Consider the following 19,949-nt stretch of genomic DNA (forward strand, 5'->3'; position numbering starts at 1 on the left):
ATGATATTCAGATACTCATTTTAATATTAAATAGGCGGGTAAATAACACATCACGATCCAGCGAATAAAATAGATTTTTAACGCTTTTTACCGTGAGATGCTGCCAATGCCTTTTTACGCGCTTGTTGTTTTAATGAAGACTTAGTGGTTTTACGGGTTAGCGGAGCGATCACATCAAGATCAGGCTCAAATCCAGCCAACCATTGTTGTGGCAAACGTCGATCTAAAAAAACTTCAAGTTTGATCAATAACGGCTCGTCATCAACACTGAGTAAAGTAATGGCTTGCCCTGGCTTACCGGCCCTGCCTGTTCGGCCGATACGGTGGACATAATCTTCAACTTGAAACGGCAATTCCATATTAACTACATAATTTAATTCGTTAATATCGAGTCCTCTGGCCGCAACATCAGTGGCAACTAATGCGGTGACATCGCCGGCTTTAAAGGCGGCCAATACTTGCTCGCGCACCGCTTGTGATAAGTCTGCGTGAAATGCTTCTGCTGCAACTCCCGCTTGTTTCATTTGCTTTACCAGTGCGTCGGCGCCTTGTTTGGTGCGACAAAATATTAAGCTTTGTTGCCAACCTTCTTGGGCAATTAAATGACACAAGATGGCGCACTTTCGTTTGGCATCAACATTAAATACCCGCTCAACAATACTGCTGGCTGTAACATTGCGTTGGGCCACTTCAATCACTTGTGGCGATCGTAATAAACGGCGACTAAAACTGAGCATACGGTCATCTAACGTGGCTGAAAACAACAGAGTTTGCCGGGCACTTGGTAAACGCTTAAGTACTTCGACTATTTCATCTTTAAAACCCATGTCCAACATGCGATCAGCTTCATCAAATACTAAATGAGTTAACTGCGACAACGACAATGCGCGCTTACGTAATAAGTCCAATAAACGCCCTGGTGTTGCCACTAAAATATCAGTACCTGCGGCTAACTGTTGTATTTGCGCACCAATACTCACCCCGCCATAAACCATCACACAGCCAATATCACTGCCTTTAGCATATTGCTCGATACTCGACTGAACCTGTTGGGCCAGTTCACGCGTTGGTACTAATACTAAACAGCTAATGACGGCCTTTGTATTGGGGGTTTCTGGTGTTGTTGGTACTGTGCGCTTGCTTAAAATGTGGTGCAGTAAAGGCAAAGCAAAAGCGGCCGTTTTTCCCGTGCCAGTTTGTGCCCCCGCCATCACATCTTTACCGCTTAAAATAATCGGAATAGCACGTAACTGGATCGGTGTAGGCTGCTGATAATTAAGTTCAACTAAACGATCGATCAAGATGGGATGTAGCGACAAATCTGCAAAAGACATAAAAACTCCAAACAGGTGGATGCGCAGTTTATCACGCTCATTCTGGTGAAAACAAAGGCTCTATGTTTTGATTATATGGATTGTGGTTAATGAAACTAGCCGTTTGATACGATGCTGAACACATCTTCAGTACAATGAACCTATTGTGACAGAAAATACTGAGTTAAATGAATCTGACATATACAGCTGAAGACATTAAAATAATCAGCAGCTTTATTCATTACAACGATGTTTTCACTAAATGTTGCCATGAGCTCGCGAAACGGTGGACTTCTTGCTAATGAGCGGTATTTTCAAGCCTGCCAAGCAAACTGAACTGGTTAACAATGTAGCATCTAAAATCAATGACACTGATGCAACAGAGACTAAAACATCTCAGGCTGAAAATACTGCCAAAAAGCACGCTAATAAGTGGCAGTTGAAGCGGTGGATCAGGTGATAAGTATTAAACTGCTAGCATATTAAACATTACCACGCCTAAATAAACGTAAATTATCTTTGCTAATTAGCTTGGGATATTGGGCGGTGACGTCGAAAAATCCATTTGAATACGCTAGTGCTAGTGACGCTTGGTTTTGCTTATCGATGTAAGCAAATACAGGGGTCGATATAAATTGCTTTAAAAACATTTCTAACGCTTTGGTAGCAATACCTTGGCCCCAATATTCACGGCCAATCCAATAGCCAACTAAACGCATTTGAGGATCAGATTTTGCTGCCGGGTCGGTATTGATCCATGATAGAACATTACCCACTAGCACATCATCTAGCCAAATACCTTGGGCGGTGGCTTTCTCATTGGCCAATATTTTTTGCTGCCAATGTGCATTAAAAGCCTTGCGTTTACGCGCTGGAAAATCAGCCATTTTATTCGCAATAGGGTCGTTCTCAAATTCAAACAATATATCTAAATCTGCTTCAGTAATGGGATGAAGAGAAATATTCATTTCGGGTTCGCCTTTTCTATGTTGTGTCACCAAGATCATTTATATTATAGATAACCTCAACTCTGAATAAGAGATGGGATAAATCGTTAAAAAACGGTTTTATTTCAAGTTTGTAATAACAAACTGGCCGCGTATTGCACTAACAAGGCATATTGACACATCAATAACTTGCCTATTATAAGTCGATACAGGGTAGATAGTGGCTCAAAGGGTAATTTGATAACCGTTTATTATCCAGCGCTGAGGTTATGTTTATTCATCGACGCACTATGACGATGAGTTGTCGTATCAACATGCATTTAAGGAACACAGGATGAACAGCATTAAAACATGGCAATGGTTAGGCTTTGCAGGCCTATTACCTTTTATTATTCTCAGTGTATTGGCATTCAATCATAGCCTATTAGCACCCGAAATGACTATGTTAGGGTTTGTTAGCTATAGTGCTGTAATTTTAAGCTTTGTTGCCGGTACACTTTGGGGCAAGGCAGTCATATTAACCTTAGATGACAATATAGCCAAATTACTGATTATTAGTAACATAATCGCTCTTGGATGCTGGATTGCACTATTAACCCCCTTTGTATTGTCCGCACTTATTCTGCTCGTTAGTGGTTATCTGTACTTACTCTATGTTGAATTTAAAGCTAAACAATTATCAACCACCACCAGCTATATCACATTACGCACAATATTAACCAGTGTCGCGGTAGTATGTCATATTGTGGTGATGCTGAGCCTCTTTAGTGTTTAATGCCATTGAATTAATTAAAAAGCTCATGCTTAATCGCATGAGCTTTTTTCTAGCTGACTCAAAGACACCTAATAAACCCACTATAAGCCAGTTTGACACTGCTCAGTTTGATTTATCATTGGCGCTAAAATAGGCATCATACCTTTAAGCACTTGTAATGGCAGTGCGGAAGTAAAGCTGAAATCGTCGGCCTTCTCTCCTGGCACAAACGCCGTTAGAGTTCCGAAATGATGATCGCCCAAATAAAACACAAATGTCGCAGTACGGTTTATTGCCGTTGAAGACACTTTACGACCATTACGAATTTCAGTCGCAATACGGTTATCACCAGTCCCGGTTTTACCGCCCATAACCACAGGTTGGCCGTTGCTATCTAGCAAGCTGCCTTTAAGCCTTCTGGCAGTTCCATTTTCAACCACATTAGCCAACGCCCGTTTAAGGGCCCGAGCGACTTCTTGATGCATCACTCTGGATACTGTTTGCTTGTTATTAGCCAATGTCACTTCATAGGGCGTATTTTCTGCAAACTGTAATTGGTCAATTCTCACAGTGGGATAACGATAGCCATCATTTTGAATAATACCCATTAGCTCCGCCAAGGCTGCAGGCCTATCACCGGAGCTCCCTAAAGCCGAGCCTAATGATGGCACCATATAATCAAATGGATAACCCATTCTCACCCAGCGCTGATGAATACTTAAAAATGCTTCGACTTCTAGCATCACTTGAATTCGAACATCACGTGCATTTTGATGGCGAGTTCTAAACAACCAACGATACACTTCTTGTAATTGTGGTTGCGCGTCATCTAATACTTGGGTCAATTCGGTTTGTGGGTAGTCATTTAAATAACGTAACACCCACAGCTCCAATGGATGAACCCGAGCAATATAACCTTGATCAGCTAAATTAAACTTTTCTTCGCCGTACTTGCTGTATAACAGATTAATTTGTTTATCGGTAAACGTTTTGCTCGGTAAACGCTCAGTTAAAAAGGCTGTTAATTCACGGACCCCGTCATAGGGTTTTAAATAACGATAAACGGCAGTTAGCTTTTGTTCCTGTTGCTGAATACCATCAAAAAACATATCAAGACGCTGTTCTGGCGTTAAGTGACGATACTTACGATAAAAACGTTTTACAAACGAACTGCCTTCCCGTTTAGCAAATGCTTTGAGGTATTCTTCTCGACGAGGATCTTTATCATTACGCAGTAACTGTGACACACTGCCTTCACTGTTATAACTACTGCTGTAATTAACAATATCTTGCATTAAGCGCACAAAGGGTAAGTTTATCGATTCTTGTAACGCTTGATATAAGGTTGGTACGCGGCTGTCTTCTTTCTTATTAAAATTGTTAAATACATGCAAACCGCCGCCAGTGAAGAATCGTTCTTCTGGTGAGGCCGAATATTCGCGCTGAAGAGCGGCATCTAACATCCGGGTTAAATTACGGTCACGGGTGGTAATTAAATAATCGACCACCCAACGGGTAATTTTGTCTTTGCGCTCCACATCCACTTGGCGTAAATCAACCACTGTCATGGCTGAAAATCGCTGTTGTAACTCTGCAATAATATCTAAATATGTGGCTAGTACTCGCAGTTTCGCTGTCGAACCTAACTCTAATTTACTGCCCTCATTAATATCAAACGGCTGATCAATGCTGTCGGTTTGAATGCGGACGCGATTAGCACTATCGGTGCTTTCATATAAAGTAAAACTGTAGAGCACTTTGTCTAACTGCGGTACCGACAGTAGACGTTCTCCCAATAATCCTATGCGCTGTGCATTTGGCTCAAAAGCTAAGCTGCGTAAGTAATCACTAACTTGCTGCTGTAAGTCGCCATGAAATGTACTCTTAATCGATAAGTCGTAGCGATCAAGATCAAACAAACTTAAGTCGAGCATGCCCGCGGTGCGGATTCTTACTGCATTAACCCCTTTATTGCTAGGCAAGTTAGTGACTGCCAACTTACTATTATTAAATGTTAGTTTTTGCTCAAGAGCAGACACCATCAATTGCGTTTCAATCAAGCCATCGCCACCCAATAAACGCAAATAACTGTCTACAAGCGACTCTAAATCATCATGACCTTGGCGTAAGTAATATGACGGCCGACGTTGGGCGATCATCAGTGCCACGATTTGACGAAACACCTCGCCACGCTGAGCACCATTTTGTGGTGTATGACGGCTCAATAGTAATTGGTTGGCCTGATTAAAATCAGTTTTAAACCAAGCCCATAAACCATCCCCAATACCATGGACTTCACCAAAACCGGGAGCCGATGATAACGGTACTGTGTTGAGATAATCTTGTACTATGCGATGCCGAGCGCCAACGGTGCTCTCGCCTTGCTGATAAACTCGTACAATGGCCGAACCAATTTGCAATAATTTGTCTTTGATACTTAAGGTTAAGCCATGATTTGAATGCCTAAATTTTTCAATTTGGGTGGCTAAGGTACTACCACCAGCTTTAGACATATCAGCACCAAAAATATCCGCAACCTGGCTTGCTGCAGCCAACACAAATCGAGGCCAATCAACGACAGGATTATAGTTAGCTTCAGGGCTTAACATTTCTCGATTTTCAATAAACAACAAAGTGTTAACCACTTGATCTGGAATTTTATCTTGATCTCGATAAACACGTTTAGGGTACAAGAAGTCGAATACCGTCATGTCACGACAATCTTTTATACTTAACCCTGATTGGGCTTTTTCATGATACGCCGGGAAAAAACCTTTTTGGGTATAATCCATCAACATCGGCGAAAACGCGACTTGCTGAATAATTTGGTAATTGCGCTCAATTAATCGAGCAATTTTCTTCGGTAATTGACTGTAACCATGGCGCTCATCAAACGGACCATATTGCGGATAGATGACCGCATCACTGCGATAATCTCGGGTTTTGTAGGTTAACTTACTGGCATATTGGTGCAAAAAATAAGATTGATAATACGATGTTCTTACCTCAAACTCGACCAGATAAGCGGTTGCTAATAATAACACTATCAACAGCCAACCCGCTTTACTGCGACGAACCGGTAGCGGTTTGGCGGGAGACGTTTTAGGCCGATAATTGTCAAACTGACTGTCTGTATTTGGACTAGACACGAACTCTCCATCTAACGCATAAGATCACAATAACGCACCATTTTATTTGTCGTTGATATGTTAAACACATCGCGGATGTATATTGTGTTAATTTTATCAGATGGGTAAAGCCATTAGATATAGACAAAATAACTAAATATTGTTTTTTAAACGTTTATTACCACAATATCGCTGTTTTGGCACAAGAAGCATTTATCAAGTCTAAGGATTGTTTTGGATAACAACATATCGCACACACACTATCCACCATTGCGACTAGGTTTGGCCATGTGGTCACAAAATCAGTGGCAACAAACTATCTACGGTAATAGCCAAGCTCACCGGCTAGCACGCTATGCAGAAATATTTAATAGTGTCGAAGGCAACACCACTTTTTATGCCATACCATCGTTACAAAACGTGCAAAATTGGTACGCAGCAACCCATGACAATTTTAGTTTTACCTTTAAACTGCCCAAGCAGATTACGCACGAATTACAGCTACAACATACAGGTCCTGCCTTGAAACATTTTTTCAACGTCATGGAACCTCTGATTACTCGCACTGGGATATGGAAAATCCAACTTCCCGCCAGCTTTGGGCCGCAATCGTTACCGCAATTAGCACAATTTTTAGCTCAAGTTCCTCAAGGGTTAACTTATGGCGTAGAGGTACGTAACAGTGCTTTTTTTGCTAAAGGAGAAGCGGAACAAGCATTAAACCGTTTGCTTATCACCCATCATTGTAATCGAATTATTATGGACACTCGGCCGGTTTTTGCCGCCGCACCAACTACACCTGCCGTCATTGATGCCCATAAAAAAAAGCCCCGAGTACCTGTACACGCTATTGCTACCGCCAACAATCCAGTGGTGCGCTTTATTGGTCACCCACAAGATGAAGCCAACGTACATTTTTTCCAAAACTGGCTTAAACAGTTACCACTTTGGATAGCTCAAGGTAAGCAGCCTTATTTATTTGTCCACACTCCAGATAATCATGCGGCACCGCAACTTGCGGTAGATTTATACCGCTTACTCCAACAGCAGCTAACACACAGTGCATCGCCGCTGCCAGATATTAATTTATTACCGCAACATCGGCACAGCACAACGCAAATGGGCTTTGATTTGTAACATTCACTTTTATCCAACACCAACAGCATACTAAGGCACAAATAGCGGTGAACAGAATACTGTATTTTATGATATTATTTGCGCCGATCTAGCTTAGCCATACCGCCCGTTTATATTGTTAAAGGAACCACTATGAGTGAATCTGCAACCCGTCTAAATAAGTACATTAGTGAGAGTGGTATTTGCTCACGTCGTGAAGCAGACCGCTATATTGAACAAGGTAATGTATTTATCAATGGTAAGCGTGCCAAAATTGGTGACGGTGTCGAATTCGGCGATAAAGTAAAAGTGAATGGCCATGATATCGCCCCTCGAGATGAAGCGGACTTAGTGTTTATTGCACTCAACAAACCTGTGGGTATTGTGAGCACTACTGAAAACTCCGAGCGTGATAACATTGTCGATTTTGTTAACCACAGCGAACGTGTATTTCCAATTGGTCGTTTAGACAAAGATTCGCAAGGATTAATTTTTCTTACCAGCAATGGTGATTTAGTTAATAAAATCCTCCGAGCCGGTAATAATCACGACAAAGAATATGTGGTCACCGTAAATAAACCTATCACAGAAGCCTTTTTACAAGGAATGCGAGCGGGTGTGCCCATGCTAGGGGTCATCACTAAAAAGTGCAAAGTTGAACAAGTTTCAACATTTGTATTTAAAATTATATTAGTCCAAGGCCTTAATCGTCAGATCCGCAGGATGTGTGAACACTTCAACTTTGAAGTCACTAAACTTGAACGCCAATCGATTATGAACGTGTCGCTTAAAGGGTTGCCAGTGGGAGAATGGCGCGATTTAGATGAGCAAGAACTCAGTACCTTAATGAAATTAATTGAGCATTCCTCGTCAGAGGTCAAAAACGCCCCAAAAAAAGCCAAGAAAAAGCCCGCCCAAAGCTTACGAGATAAAATTGAAGGCCCTGAGCATTTTATGCAAAATAGAGGAGCTAAGCCTAAAAAGCCGACAGCAAACAAAGGTAAAGTTAGCCACTCAAGAAAACCGAAACGCTAAACTCAAGGGCTTGCAAAACTCACATTTACTACAGCATAAATGACATATCACTTAAGATATCTTCAGTCTGTAAATTAATCATTTTACAGTATTCAAAGAGGTTGTAATGCTGTAGAATTGATATTGTACCAAATTTAAAAAAGCCAGTTTCATATAAAAAACAATTAATATAAGCACTTAGTGTTTGATTATGTATTTATAGAGATAACTATTTGATATGCATAATGTTGATCAAAATTAATACAGAATGGTTTTTTTATTTATGTTAGATATGCTAGAATTTTACCCGCTTTATTACGATAAAGACTGATAGATGACAGCAACAGGACGCTGTGTTTTTAAACAAGGAATGTGACATGTTCAGCAATAACCTTCTAATTGTAGATTTCCCTGTCCTTCTTCATGGGCAATTTCAGCACCTTGCGAATCTGATCCAATTTAACTTAATTCCGACTAGTGCTAGTGATGCATTATCAGAATTATCCAACGCGTCTAGTCTGGAAAATGACACCAATATTATGGTTCATTATCTTGAAAATCCATTACAAGATATTGGCTATTTATGCGTCGAATTATTTAAAAATGATTTGCATATAGCATTTTGTCCTGCATTAAATGTGGAATTAGAAGTCATTCTTATTTCATCAGGATTTCATGGCGCAATCAGTGTCGATGACGATATCGCCCACCAAATACAAAGTATCAAAAAAGTACAAGATGGAGAAATCAGCTTCCATCCCAAAGCGGTATCCAAATATATCTTGCAAAGAAAGCGTATTCCATCATCAGGTAATCGCGCCAAAATACTTGCGGTCACCACCAAAAAAGAACAACAAGTCTTGTCACTCATACTGCATGGATTAACCAACGAAGAAATGGCCAAAGAGCTCAACATTTCGGTTAACACAGTCAAAATGCACGTCCAAAATATTTATAAAAAAACCAAGATAAAAAACCGCGGCCAATTATTTGCCTTCGCTGCTGGCTGATCCCCTATTTAATACTCCAGTTAATACTTAAAAAGTGCGCCTAACAATGTATCAATTAAACGATACATTGTTAGGCTCACTTAATATTTAACATTAGATATTTTCATTGTTTTAACAACACTTCATCCATAATGTAAGGACACATTAATGCACCATAAAAGCATATTAGCCATATTGATCTCTGGCGCACTCTTAATCGGTTGCGGTTCATCTGACGATGATACTAATACCGGAATAACTCAACCAGACTCTGGCACACCAACTACGCCGCCTGTATCAGAATACAATCACCAAGCAACTGGTCTCGCGGTATATCAAGGTGCATTATCTGGTGCGACTGTTTGTGCCGATTTAAACCAAAACTTGGCCTGTGATAATGATGAACCTTTTACGATTACAGATGTTGACGGTAACTACCAAATAGACTGGAAAAGTGAAGTCGAAACACCAGATTATTATTTAGTGGCTAATTGGGAAGCAGCAACGGCAACTCAAGCAATTCAAGCACGCTCTTTGGCGCTGAATATTAAAAATCCAACCAAGCGTTCTGCGCCAAAAGCTATCGTTAGTAATGCAGGGAAAGGCACATTAATCGCTAGTCCACAATACAATGGTGCGATTAACAACCTGACACATATTAAACTCTCTCGTGTAATAGAGATGAAAAATCAAAGTTTGTCTGACAGCGAAATTGATCAGCTATCGACTGAGTTAGATGCTTTATTAGCAATCTTATATCAATTAGATGCAGCAAGCTTATATTCTGTTTCTGCTGACGCATCGGCTAAAACAAGCTTTACCCGCCTCGAGTACGCAATTGCCTATTTACAGCAAGTCATTGCAACCCAAATACCCAACTTAATTGCAGCAGAGAAAATTCTGGCAGCTACATATTTGGAACTTTGGCAAAAACTAAGCGCCAGCGGCCTTTCAGCAGAAGAGTTTTTCTCAACTGATATATATACTCTCGCAGCCAACATACTGTTTAGTGACGCTGCGATCGCATTAGGGTTTACAGAGTTACCTATTGATTCACGTATTTTGTCCCAAAACGATTGGGATATTGTGCTGGGTAATATCATCAACGAAAAAGGCTTTACCAATACATTATCACTGACCATGTCGGCTGATATGAATGCGTTTTCAATACAAAATGCCGACAATACCAAAACACTCTCTTGGGTTGCGGTTCAACCTAATCAGGCGCTAGCTTTTGAAGCTTCATTAGATGAGGGAAATGAAATAATAACAGAGTGCTGGAATAAAACAGATAAACGCTGGTATACCGAAGATAATGGTCCAATAATTGAACCCACAATTACTGGTAATACCTACAACACTGTATACTCTGGTACGTATGTACCTATTACTATTGATATCGATAAAGTGACTAACGCTAATACGAGTGATTATTGGCAATCGGTTTTAAATATGGCCCCAGAAATATTAAAGTTAGATACATTAACCTGGCCTGATACTCTATACCGATTAACCGTGACTCAATCCGCAGACGTAATGTGTCGTGTCGTTGATGATTATGAAACTTATGAGCTATCAAGCTCTGTGACTGAAGAAACGCTCTCTACTACTATTATGGCGGAAATCTTATTTAAGTTTTATTTTCCTGATAACATTCGCATCGATGAAGAAAATCAAACTATTGCACTACTTGATAGTGACGGCAGTATTGAACAACGTTTTCAAATGACTAAAAGCAATAGCCCAAGTGATCAGTTATTAATTGAAGTTGCAGAAATCGTCGAAGGCTCTGCACAACAATACGTGTATCCAGACTACTTTGTACTTGATAATCAACAACTGATTAAAGTTGAACTCAATAAAGCAATGCAAGCGTCTACAGCAAATAATGTCTCGGTAACGTTTGATAACAACGCAGGGTTTACCCAAACCTTGTATCAACACCTTTACGACCAAGTTAATCCATTGATTTTCGGTCAATAAAGGTAGCAGACTGATATTAATGAAAAATCCCCATAGCGTTAGCTTATGGGGATTTATTCATTCCGCAGAAAAACATCCTTTTGAATGTTTAATATAAAAACAAACATCAAAAATAATAATCAATCTGTAATTCTAATCGCAATTCATTTACACCCTGATGATGTTTGAATATCTTATGGGCACGTTTAAGGTTCTTTCTTAATATTATTGGATACTTTATTTCAACAGGGAGTTGATATGTTAAAACCCGTGCTTATATCATTTGCCGTCATCATGACGACTATGCCAGCGATGAATGCCTACTCGACGACAACACAAGAATTGTTTTCTGAGCCTAAAGACGTAAAAGAAGTAAAGAATGAACTTCGGCATTTCACACCAGTACAATTGATAACGTCAATTGAAGACAAAAAAATTCTTTCCAAAGAAGTGAAAGGTAAACTGATTAGAACTAACTATGAATTGCCGCCGTCTTATACACCTGCCCATTTAATCAATAACTATAAAAACCAGCTCAAGGCATTAAATGCCAGTATCCTCTTTGAATGCGAGCAAGAAAGTTGTGGTAGTGAGGAGAAATTAGCCAAATTTATAAAACCGCTATATACAATTTCAAAAAGTTCACCCTCGTTAATTACTGCCTATATCACCCTTCCTAAAAAACAAGTATATGTGTCCATATATGCGGCGGGTTGGCAGCGCGCCACCAGCGTAGAGATCGATATTATCGAAGTAATCGATGAGCCGCTAGATTTAGTCACCACTAATCAAGGTTATTTATCACAAGAGGTGAGTGAAATAGCAGTAACAGACAATAGCAACAAAGATGAAAAAAACTCAGCTGATCACCCAATGTTGACTCGTATACCTGGCGCATATATCGATGAGTATACCACCCATTCCTTTGGGCAAATTGCCGTATTAGTGGGTAAGAATGGTAACAAACTTGAGACGCTAAAATTAGACGGTAAAATCACAGATATTGGCTATAACTTACCTCGAACTTATTCTGAATACGAGATTAATGCTAATTACCAAAACGCATTAACTAAGCTTGGCTTTAATGAAGTTTATGCTTGTACAGGTGAGCTATGTGGTCGAAAAACAGAAATGTATAACGCTTTAAAATTACTGATGTCCAATGGCCGTGACGACAGCCAATTTTATCGATTGTATAAGTTAGAAAGACCGGAAGGAAATGTGTACGTAATGGTGTATGTAATTGGCTTTGTTGGCAATCTTGCAGCAGAAGTCCGAATCATTGAAGAAACTACATTAAACAATAATCGTGTAGGTATTGATTTGCAGGGATTAACCGATGAAATAGCCAAAACAGGCCATGTGGCGCTAGACGGTTTGTTGTTTAAATATGACAGTGATGAACTATTACCAGAAGCTTATCCAATTGTAGAAGTGGTCGCTCAATACCTACAAACACACCCTAAACAACTGTTTTATGTGGTAGGACATTCAGACGATCAAGGCTCGCAAGCTTATAACCAAACCTTGTCAGAAAAACGTGCGACGGCGATTAAAACCCGGTTGATCAAACAGTTCTCTATTTCTGCACAACAAGTTGAAGCTAAAGGAGTGGGTGAGTACTCACCTATAGCAAATAACCTTGATGAAAATGGCCAAAAGCAAAATCGCCGCGTTGAGTTGGTGATACGCTCTGACAATAAATAACCGACATATAAACCTTACATAGTAAACAATTGTAAGTTCCCCCAAAAAGGTAGTCTTGGCTACCTTTTTGCTCTTTGCATTTCTCATCCATTGATACAAATACATTTATAGACATTATTACTCAGCATATTAATACGGTGCAGAAGCACGTTAGGAAAGATAATCATATTAAGTAGATATTTTTTTTATTGGTAGATTTGGACTAAAGTAAAACAAGGCAATGCGATTTTGTGCGGAGAAGCAATGGATAGTTTTTTCAGTTTGATGAGCAACGCCGTGTTATTACTGGCTCTTGTGGTTATTTATGATGCAATTACGCTACAAAACATCGTTTCCCCAAAATATAAAGATGTCTTAAGTGGCATTTTTATCGGCATGATTACGGTGAGTTTAATGATCAATCCTTGGGAATTTCGTCAAGGAATTTTTTTTGATGCTCGCTGGATTTTATTGAGTTTAAGTGGTCTGTTTTTTGGTTTTATTCCGACATTGATTGGCTCTTTACTCGCTGCATGGTTTCGTATTTATCAAGGTGGTGCGGGGGTATTTGCTGGTACATTAATTATTTTCATCAGTTCTGCCATTGGCTTAGGTTGGCGATACTGGATTCAATCATCAAACAAGCAGATAAACTGGAAAAACTTACTACTAATGAGCCTGGTAGTAGAATTAGCCGCGTTATTCAATGTATTATTAATACCTGTTGCAGATAAATACGACATCATCCTCACTATCAGCCCTACCATACTTACAGTGTATACCTGTGGCTCCATGCTATTAGGATTACTGTTAAAACAGCATCAGCAAAGACAGCAATTAGCACAAGAACTGCAGCATAATAAATCCCTTCTTGAAACCGAAAAAAACCTATTACAAAGTATCATTGATGGCATTCCCGATATTATTTTCTATAAATCGATCGATGGGATCTATTTAGGCTGTAATAAAGCATTTGCTGAACTATTAAAACTCAAACCTGAACAAATTAAATATCATAAAGATAGTGACCTCTTTGATGAGCAACAAACAAATAAGTTTATCGAAGCAGACCGTTTTGTTTTACAGAAAAAACAACCATGGAGAAATGAAGAATGGATTACAACATCTGATGGTATTGCACACATATTTAGCACCCAGAAAACACCTTTTACAGACTCATTAGGACACATTAACGGCATTGTTGGGGTTGGACGAGATCTCGCCTATCGAAAACACATTGAAAAACAATTACGTCGCAGTGAAACAACTTACCGCAACATTATTAGTACTGCCCAAGATGGCTTTTTAATCACCTCACTTGAAGGCAATATCATTGAAGCAAATCAAAGCTTTGTAAATATGACCGGTTACAGCATGAAAGAGCTAATAAACATGCCCATTAACCAAATTGAAACCAGTAACCAGCATCAATTTTCTGATGAAAATATCGACAGAGCTAAGCGAAAAAAACGTTTACACTTCACTTCGCTTCATCGACATAAACAAGGCCATTTATTTCATGTTGAGGTGAATATTAGCTTTTGGGATAGTGATGAAGGAATGTTTTTCTGTTTTGTTAGAGACATATCAGAACGTATTAATGCCGAACAAAAGCTATTACGCAGTGAATCTAAATTCAGACAAATTTTTGAAAAAATCCCCGCAATATCCGTCCAAGGCTATGATAAAGATCGCTCGGTCATTTTTTGGAATCATGCCAGTGAAAAACTGTATGGCTATACCAAAGAACAGGCCATGGGTAAAAAACTAGAAGATCTCATTATTCCTCTGCCATATCGGGAGCATGTGATAAATAATGTTAACGCGTGGATAAATGATGGTATCCCGATCCCTGCGGAAGAATTACTTCTAAGGCATGCTGATGGCAGCAATGTTGCCGTTTATTCATCTCATGCATTAATGAACAATGCCGACAACGAAGCAGAAATGTACTGCATCGATATCGATTTAAGCGCCCAAAAAAAGGCAGAAGAACAAGCTCTCACTCTGTCACAAGCAATAGAGCAAAGCCCCATATCAATGATATTAACTAATATCGACAGCAAAATTGAATATGTTAATAGTGCATTTGAAAGGATTTCAGGCTATAGCGCCAGTGACGTTATTGGTCAGGATGCCAGTATATTGAAGTCAGGATTAACCCCTAAGTCACTTTATAAGGAATTATGGGATACCATTTCTAGAGGGGATGCGTGGCAAGGTGAACTGCAAAATAAAAAGAAAAATGGCGATATTTTTTGGGAACACGCACATATCGCACCTATTTTTGATAACGTTGGCGTCGCTAAACATTATTTAGCTCTAAAACAGGATGTGACTCAATATAAGCTGCAAGAAGAGCGAATAATTCAACAGGCTCACTACGATAGCTTAACAGGCTTGCCCAACAGACTACTCTCACTCGAGAGATTATCGCAAATGCTCAAAGATGCGTTTCGAAGCCAAAATAATGTCGCGGTATTATTTTTAGATTTAGACGATTTTAAAAAAGTGAATGATTCCTTGGGCCACTCTATTGGTGATGAACTATTAGTCCAAGCCGCTGCTCGATTAAAAAACACGATCTCAAATAATGATCTCGTAGGTAGGTTAGGCGGCGATGAGTTTATCATTATATTGGGCAATATTAACTCGCCCGCTGAAGTTGAAGTTATTGCCACTAAAATGCTCAAACGATTTTACCAACCTTTTGTGCTCAACAATCGTGAGTTAGTGTCTACCGTCAGTATTGGTATAGCTCTTTATCCGCATAACAGCGAAGATCCTAAAGAGCTACTTAGACAGGCAGATTCTGCCATGTATTATTCAAAGGACCGCGGTAGAAATACCTATAATTTCTATACCCACCAAATGGACCAGGATATAAATCGACGTCTAAGAGTTGAAGAGCAATTACGTAATGCTCTAAAACGAAAAGAATTCGAGGTTTACTTTCAGCCACTTGTAGAAATAAAAAGTCGTAAAATTATTGGTGCTGAGGCGCTTTTACGCTGGAAAAATGCATTACTCGGCCAAGTAACACCAGATGAATTCATTCCTATTGCGGAACAAACCGGACTGATCATCCCTATCGGTCAATATGTTATTGATATTGCATTTAATGCCACGAAAAAATGGCAGCAACAGTTTCAGCCTCAATTTAAAATTGCGATCAATGTTTCCCCTAAGCAATTTAGGGAAAATACCTTTATTGATATGCTTAAAATGCAGCTTGAGAAACACCAGATCCACGTCAGTTGTGTAGAACTTGAAATCACCGAAGGAGTATTACTTAATGGTGACCCGATTATCAATAGTAACTTAACCAGCATAAATGATATTGGTGTCAGCATCTCGATGGATGATTTTGGTACTGGATATTCGTCACTCAGTTATCTGCGTAGTTATCCGTTTGACACCTTAAAAGTAGATAAAAGCTTTATTAATGATATTACCGTTGATCCTGGCGATCTGGAACTTGTCGGGGCAGCGATCGCCATGGGACATGGACTTAACTTAAAGGTTGTTGCTGAAGGTATAGAAACTGAAGAACAGTATCATCTGCTACGTTCATTAAAATGTGATTATGGTCAGGGCTACTTATTCAGTAAGCCATTACCTAGAGCTGAATTTGAAGAACTGCTACAAACACAGGTAAAATCAGCTGATCAATAACATGTTTAATCATGCAAAAATCAAAAATGCCTGTCAGCTCGCTGACAGGCATTAATAATTCGATTCGACAATTAAGCTATTTCCACTTAATTACTCACGATAATAAACAGCATGCTGCGTTAATTATCTGGCTAGCTTAGTGATTAAATTAAGCGGTTTTCACTTTCCAATTGACCGTTTGGCCAGCAAAAAATGGCACGATAGGGCTACCGTTAGGTAAAATAATCTCTTCTGGTACTGTCCATTCTTGTTTGACTAACGTTACGGTACCTGTATTACGTGGCAAACCATAAAAGTCTGCGCCATGTAAGCTGGCAAAACCTTCGAGCTTATCTAAGACACCCAAGTTATCAAATACTTGAGCATATAGTTCTAACGCACTCCAGGCACTGTAACAGCCTGCGCAGCCACAAGCAGACTCTTTGCGGTGTTTTTCATGTGGTGCTGAATCGGTGCCTAAAAAGAACTTACTTGACCCTGACGCTACCGCAGCTTGCAAAGCATGCTGGTGAATGTTGCGTTTTAATACGGGTAAACAAAAGTTATGCGGACGAATACCACCTACTAACATATCGTTACGGTTTAACAATAAATGCTGTGGTGTAATGGTTGCGGCAACATTAGCAGAAGCACCAGCAACAAATTCAGCCGCCTCTTTTGTGGTGATATGCTCAAACACGACTTTAAGGCTAGGAATAGCTTCGACAATACGCGATAAGTAGCGATCGATAAATAACTTTTCACGATCAAAAATATCAATATGCGATTCGGTCACTTCGCCATGCACCAGTAATAACATACCTTGCTGTGCCATCACCTCAAATATTGGGAATAACTCATCTAATGCTTTAACTGCGGCATCGGAGTTGGTTGTCGCCCCAGCAGGGTATAATTTGCAAGCTACAACACCTGCCGCTTTCGCATCAATAATGTCTTGAGCGCTGGTATTATTGGTTAAAAATAGCGTCATTAATGGCTTAAAGTCACTTCCACTTGGACGAGCGGCTAAGATACGCTCCTTATAAGCCATAGCCATAGCAGCTGTCGTCACTGGTGGAACTAAATTCGGCATCACAATGGCGCGTTTAAATAATCTAGCTGTAGCCGGAACCGTCTCACCTAACATGTCCCCATCTCGAAAATGAAGATGCCAATCATCGGGAGCGGTTAAGGTAATTTGCGTCATGTGGGTTCCTTGGCTTAAATAACATATTGTTAGCTGTTATTGTGCCTGAATTCGGATTTTCTTAATAGATGCATAATTTGAACGCAGACTTTTCTATATCAAAAAATCAGCCTATGTTGACGAATAGATCTAGGAATATGTCGCTATGCTATTATGTTAAAAGGACGTTTTTTATAAAGAGATGACATTGTTAACTAATATCGGATCAAAATTCCTGCTTAATACATGCCTTATTATCGCCAGTATCATGGCGATAATAGCGATTTCTGGCTGCGACAAAATGGTGGTAATGAAAACGCCTGATCATCTGCAGCGGCTGGTTAATGAGACGCTCATTGATGGCGTACTATCAAGCGATGCCAGCATAGCAGTGACATTAAGCAGAAGCCGTACATTATCGATATGGCAAGTTGCGACTGGCAAATTATTGCAGCAATGGTCTGACGATGACTTTGATGAAACCAATTACCTCGTGGCGTTGTCAGCGAATAAACATTACCTTGCGACGGCCAGTAAACACCAAATATCTATCTTTAACCTTAACACAGGAAAGTTAGACATACGTTGGTTCGCTCAGGGTTTCAATCCTGATGCCAGTATTTCGAGCCTTGCTCTGAGCCAAACAGGCAGTACTATTTTGGTGGGGATGAATGATGGCTCAATTACTGTGATCCAAAGGAGCAGCATGACAATGTCATTATTTAAACAACATAGCGCTGCCGTTAATCATGTTGAGCTATCCAATTTTGAACAACAAGTCCTATCGACTGGGATTGATGGCGATGCACACATTTGGGCCACGTATAGCGGTGAATTAATAAGCAGCTTTTCTCGCCCGCAGCAGATCACTAGCGTGAGTTTTGATGAAGCCAATCGACGCTTGTTCATTGCTGATGCCCTCGATAATAATGTCATTATCGATACTCAAACCACGCAACCCATTAGCCAACTTGATTACCTTGAACGTTACCGCTATTTTCGACAGGCGTTATTCATTAACCATGGTAAAAACCTAATTACCGCAACCTCAAAACAAAGTGTTATCTATTGGGATGTCGACTCAGGAAAAGAGCTTTCTCATTGGGACATTACCGCTTATAACGCTGGTACAACCGTATTTTCAATGGTGCTACAAACCAATGGAAAATTATTAACCCTAAGCTCAGACGGCGCGCTTGAAACTTGGAGTTTATGAGTGAGTATTGACTTGGAATTATCAATAATAAGTAGCAATATTGTTGTTATTTTGGCTAGCACTATGATGCAATAAACCTCGTATAAAATTAAATTTTGCTGGTGAGTTCAAAGATCTGTTTATATGTTAAATCGACATAAACAATAATCTTGCATGTACAAACTAAACTCAGTATATATAGCATATGCTATAAATGAGGTGCTAAATGGCAAGACCCAAAATCCCCCGAACCATATGTGGTCAATTAGCCAATATTTGCTTTAAGCCTAATGGTATTCCTATGGTGCAATTAGAGCAGGTTCCACTTGCAGAAGATGAAATTGAAGCTTTGCGCTTAGTTGACTTGCTAGGCATGCAGCAGCAAGAAGCCGCTAAGTCGATGGGAATATCCCGCCAAACCTTGGCTAACTTAGTGAAAGGAGCTCGATATAAAGTGGTTGATAGCCTTATTTATGGCAAAGCGTTGATGACAAATATATCAACTAAATAGTAAACACTGGTAACACGCATTGGCGTGTTTAGGTAAGTCTAATGCAAGCAGTATTAAAAGACTCTGGCCTCAAAATAACCACACAAAGATGTAAGTTACTTGAGTTTTTAACTCAAGTCGATGAGCAGCATTTCACAGTAGAAAATATCTATCAGGGGTTAAATGCTCGGGGAGAAGCAATTGGCCTTAATTCTGTATATCGAATTATGACCCATTTTGAGCGGGCTGGCCTCGTTGTTAGACGACTATTTGAATCTGAAAGTGCCGTTTATGAACTCAATAATAAGCCCCGCCATGATCATTTACTTTGCTTAACTTGCGGTAAGTTAATTGATTTTATCGATCCCTTGATTGAGCTGCGCTTAGGGTTAGCGGCAGAGCATCACGGTATGAGTATTCATCACCATAGCCTCAATATGTATGGTTATTGCTTTAATTGCCAACATGCACTTGACAAAAAATCAGATAAACAGAAAACCTAATAAATAGTCACT

The 19,949-nt window shown here is 39.8% G+C and carries 14 protein-coding genes; 10 read left to right on the forward strand and 4 right to left on the reverse strand.

Annotation, left to right across the window (positions count from 1 at the left end; all coding sequences use genetic code 11):
• Nucleotides 1–77: 77 nt before the first annotated feature.
• Together H5164_RS08585 and H5164_RS08590 are read right to left on the reverse strand one after the other, a co-directional pair.
• The gene (locus tag H5164_RS08585; protein ID WP_182755651.1) at nucleotides 78–1,334 is read right to left on the reverse strand and encodes a DEAD/DEAH box helicase; all 1,257 of its coding nucleotides are present in this window, start codon (nucleotides 1,332–1,334) and stop codon (nucleotides 78–80) included.
• A 461-nt stretch (nucleotides 1,335–1,795) separates the two neighbouring features.
• Nucleotides 1,796–2,281, reverse strand: a complete 486-nt coding sequence (locus H5164_RS08590) for a GNAT family N-acetyltransferase (protein WP_182723418.1) — start codon at nucleotides 2,279–2,281, stop codon at nucleotides 1,796–1,798.
• A gap of 313 nt (nucleotides 2,282–2,594) precedes the next feature.
• Between H5164_RS08590 and H5164_RS08595 the strand changes: the two genes are divergently transcribed.
• Entirely contained in the window at nucleotides 2,595–3,035 is a 441-nt protein-coding gene (locus tag H5164_RS08595) for a DUF3429 domain-containing protein (protein ID WP_124017362.1), read from the forward strand.
• Nucleotides 3,036–3,115: 80 nt separating this feature from the next.
• On the opposite strand, the gene H5164_RS08600 is transcribed toward H5164_RS08595, so the two are convergent.
• Nucleotides 3,116–6,163, reverse strand: a complete 3,048-nt coding sequence (locus H5164_RS08600; protein ID WP_182755653.1) for a transglycosylase domain-containing protein — start codon at nucleotides 6,161–6,163, stop codon at nucleotides 3,116–3,118.
• A gap of 267 nt (nucleotides 6,164–6,430) precedes the next feature.
• On the opposite strand from H5164_RS08600, the gene H5164_RS08605 reads away from it, so the two are divergent.
• The 6 genes from H5164_RS08605 (at nucleotide 6,431) to H5164_RS08630 (ending at nucleotide 16,584) form a co-directional block, all read left to right on the forward strand.
• Nucleotides 6,431–7,279: a DUF72 domain-containing protein gene (locus H5164_RS08605; RefSeq protein WP_182755655.1), complete on the forward strand. Its 849-nt coding sequence runs from the start codon at nucleotides 6,431–6,433 to the stop codon at nucleotides 7,277–7,279.
• A gap of 132 nt (nucleotides 7,280–7,411) precedes the next feature.
• Nucleotides 7,412–8,293 carry a 23S rRNA pseudouridine(2604) synthase RluF gene (rluF, locus tag H5164_RS08610; protein WP_182755657.1) on the forward strand — a complete coding sequence of 294 codons (882 nt, stop codon included), beginning with the start codon at nucleotides 7,412–7,414 and terminating at the stop codon, nucleotides 8,291–8,293.
• Between the two features lie 356 nt (nucleotides 8,294–8,649).
• On the forward strand, nucleotides 8,650–9,282 hold the full coding sequence (locus H5164_RS08615; protein ID WP_182755659.1) for a response regulator transcription factor: 633 nt from the start codon (nucleotides 8,650–8,652) through the stop codon (nucleotides 9,280–9,282).
• Between the two features lie 147 nt (nucleotides 9,283–9,429).
• Nucleotides 9,430–11,244, forward strand: a complete 1,815-nt coding sequence (locus H5164_RS08620; protein WP_182755661.1) for a hypothetical protein — start codon at nucleotides 9,430–9,432, stop codon at nucleotides 11,242–11,244.
• Nucleotides 11,245–11,481: 237 nt separating this feature from the next.
• Nucleotides 11,482–12,930 (forward strand): OmpA family protein, encoded by a 1,449-nt coding sequence (locus H5164_RS08625; RefSeq protein ID WP_182755663.1) that lies wholly within the window; start codon nucleotides 11,482–11,484, stop codon nucleotides 12,928–12,930.
• A 243-nt stretch (nucleotides 12,931–13,173) separates the two neighbouring features.
• Nucleotides 13,174–16,584 carry an EAL domain-containing protein gene (locus H5164_RS08630; protein ID WP_182755665.1) on the forward strand — a complete coding sequence of 1,137 codons (3,411 nt, stop codon included), beginning with the start codon at nucleotides 13,174–13,176 and terminating at the stop codon, nucleotides 16,582–16,584.
• 148 nt (nucleotides 16,585–16,732) lie between these two features.
• Here H5164_RS08630 and pyrC read toward each other — a convergent pair whose 3' ends face one another.
• Nucleotides 16,733–17,770, reverse strand: coding sequence for a dihydroorotase (gene pyrC / locus H5164_RS08635; RefSeq protein WP_182741946.1), 1,038 nt, complete (start codon nucleotides 17,768–17,770; stop codon nucleotides 16,733–16,735).
• Between the two features lie 289 nt (nucleotides 17,771–18,059).
• On the opposite strand from pyrC, the gene H5164_RS08640 reads away from it, so the two are divergent.
• The 3 genes from H5164_RS08640 (at nucleotide 18,060) to H5164_RS08650 (ending at nucleotide 19,937) form a co-directional block, all read left to right on the forward strand.
• Nucleotides 18,060–18,965, forward strand: coding sequence for a WD40 repeat domain-containing protein (locus H5164_RS08640; RefSeq protein WP_259395681.1), 906 nt, complete (start codon nucleotides 18,060–18,062; stop codon nucleotides 18,963–18,965).
• A 205-nt stretch (nucleotides 18,966–19,170) separates the two neighbouring features.
• Nucleotides 19,171–19,455: a DUF134 domain-containing protein gene (locus H5164_RS08645; RefSeq protein ID WP_124017354.1), complete on the forward strand. Its 285-nt coding sequence runs from the start codon at nucleotides 19,171–19,173 to the stop codon at nucleotides 19,453–19,455.
• Nucleotides 19,456–19,496: 41 nt separating this feature from the next.
• A complete protein-coding gene (locus tag H5164_RS08650; protein ID WP_124017353.1) occupies nucleotides 19,497–19,937 on the forward strand; it encodes a transcriptional repressor in 441 nt (146 codons plus the stop codon).
• The last annotated feature ends 12 nt before the right edge of the window (nucleotides 19,938–19,949 follow it).

The organism is Shewanella sp. SG41-3 (assembly GCF_014164545.1).
Lineage (GTDB): Bacteria > Pseudomonadota > Gammaproteobacteria > Enterobacterales > Shewanellaceae > Shewanella > Shewanella vesiculosa.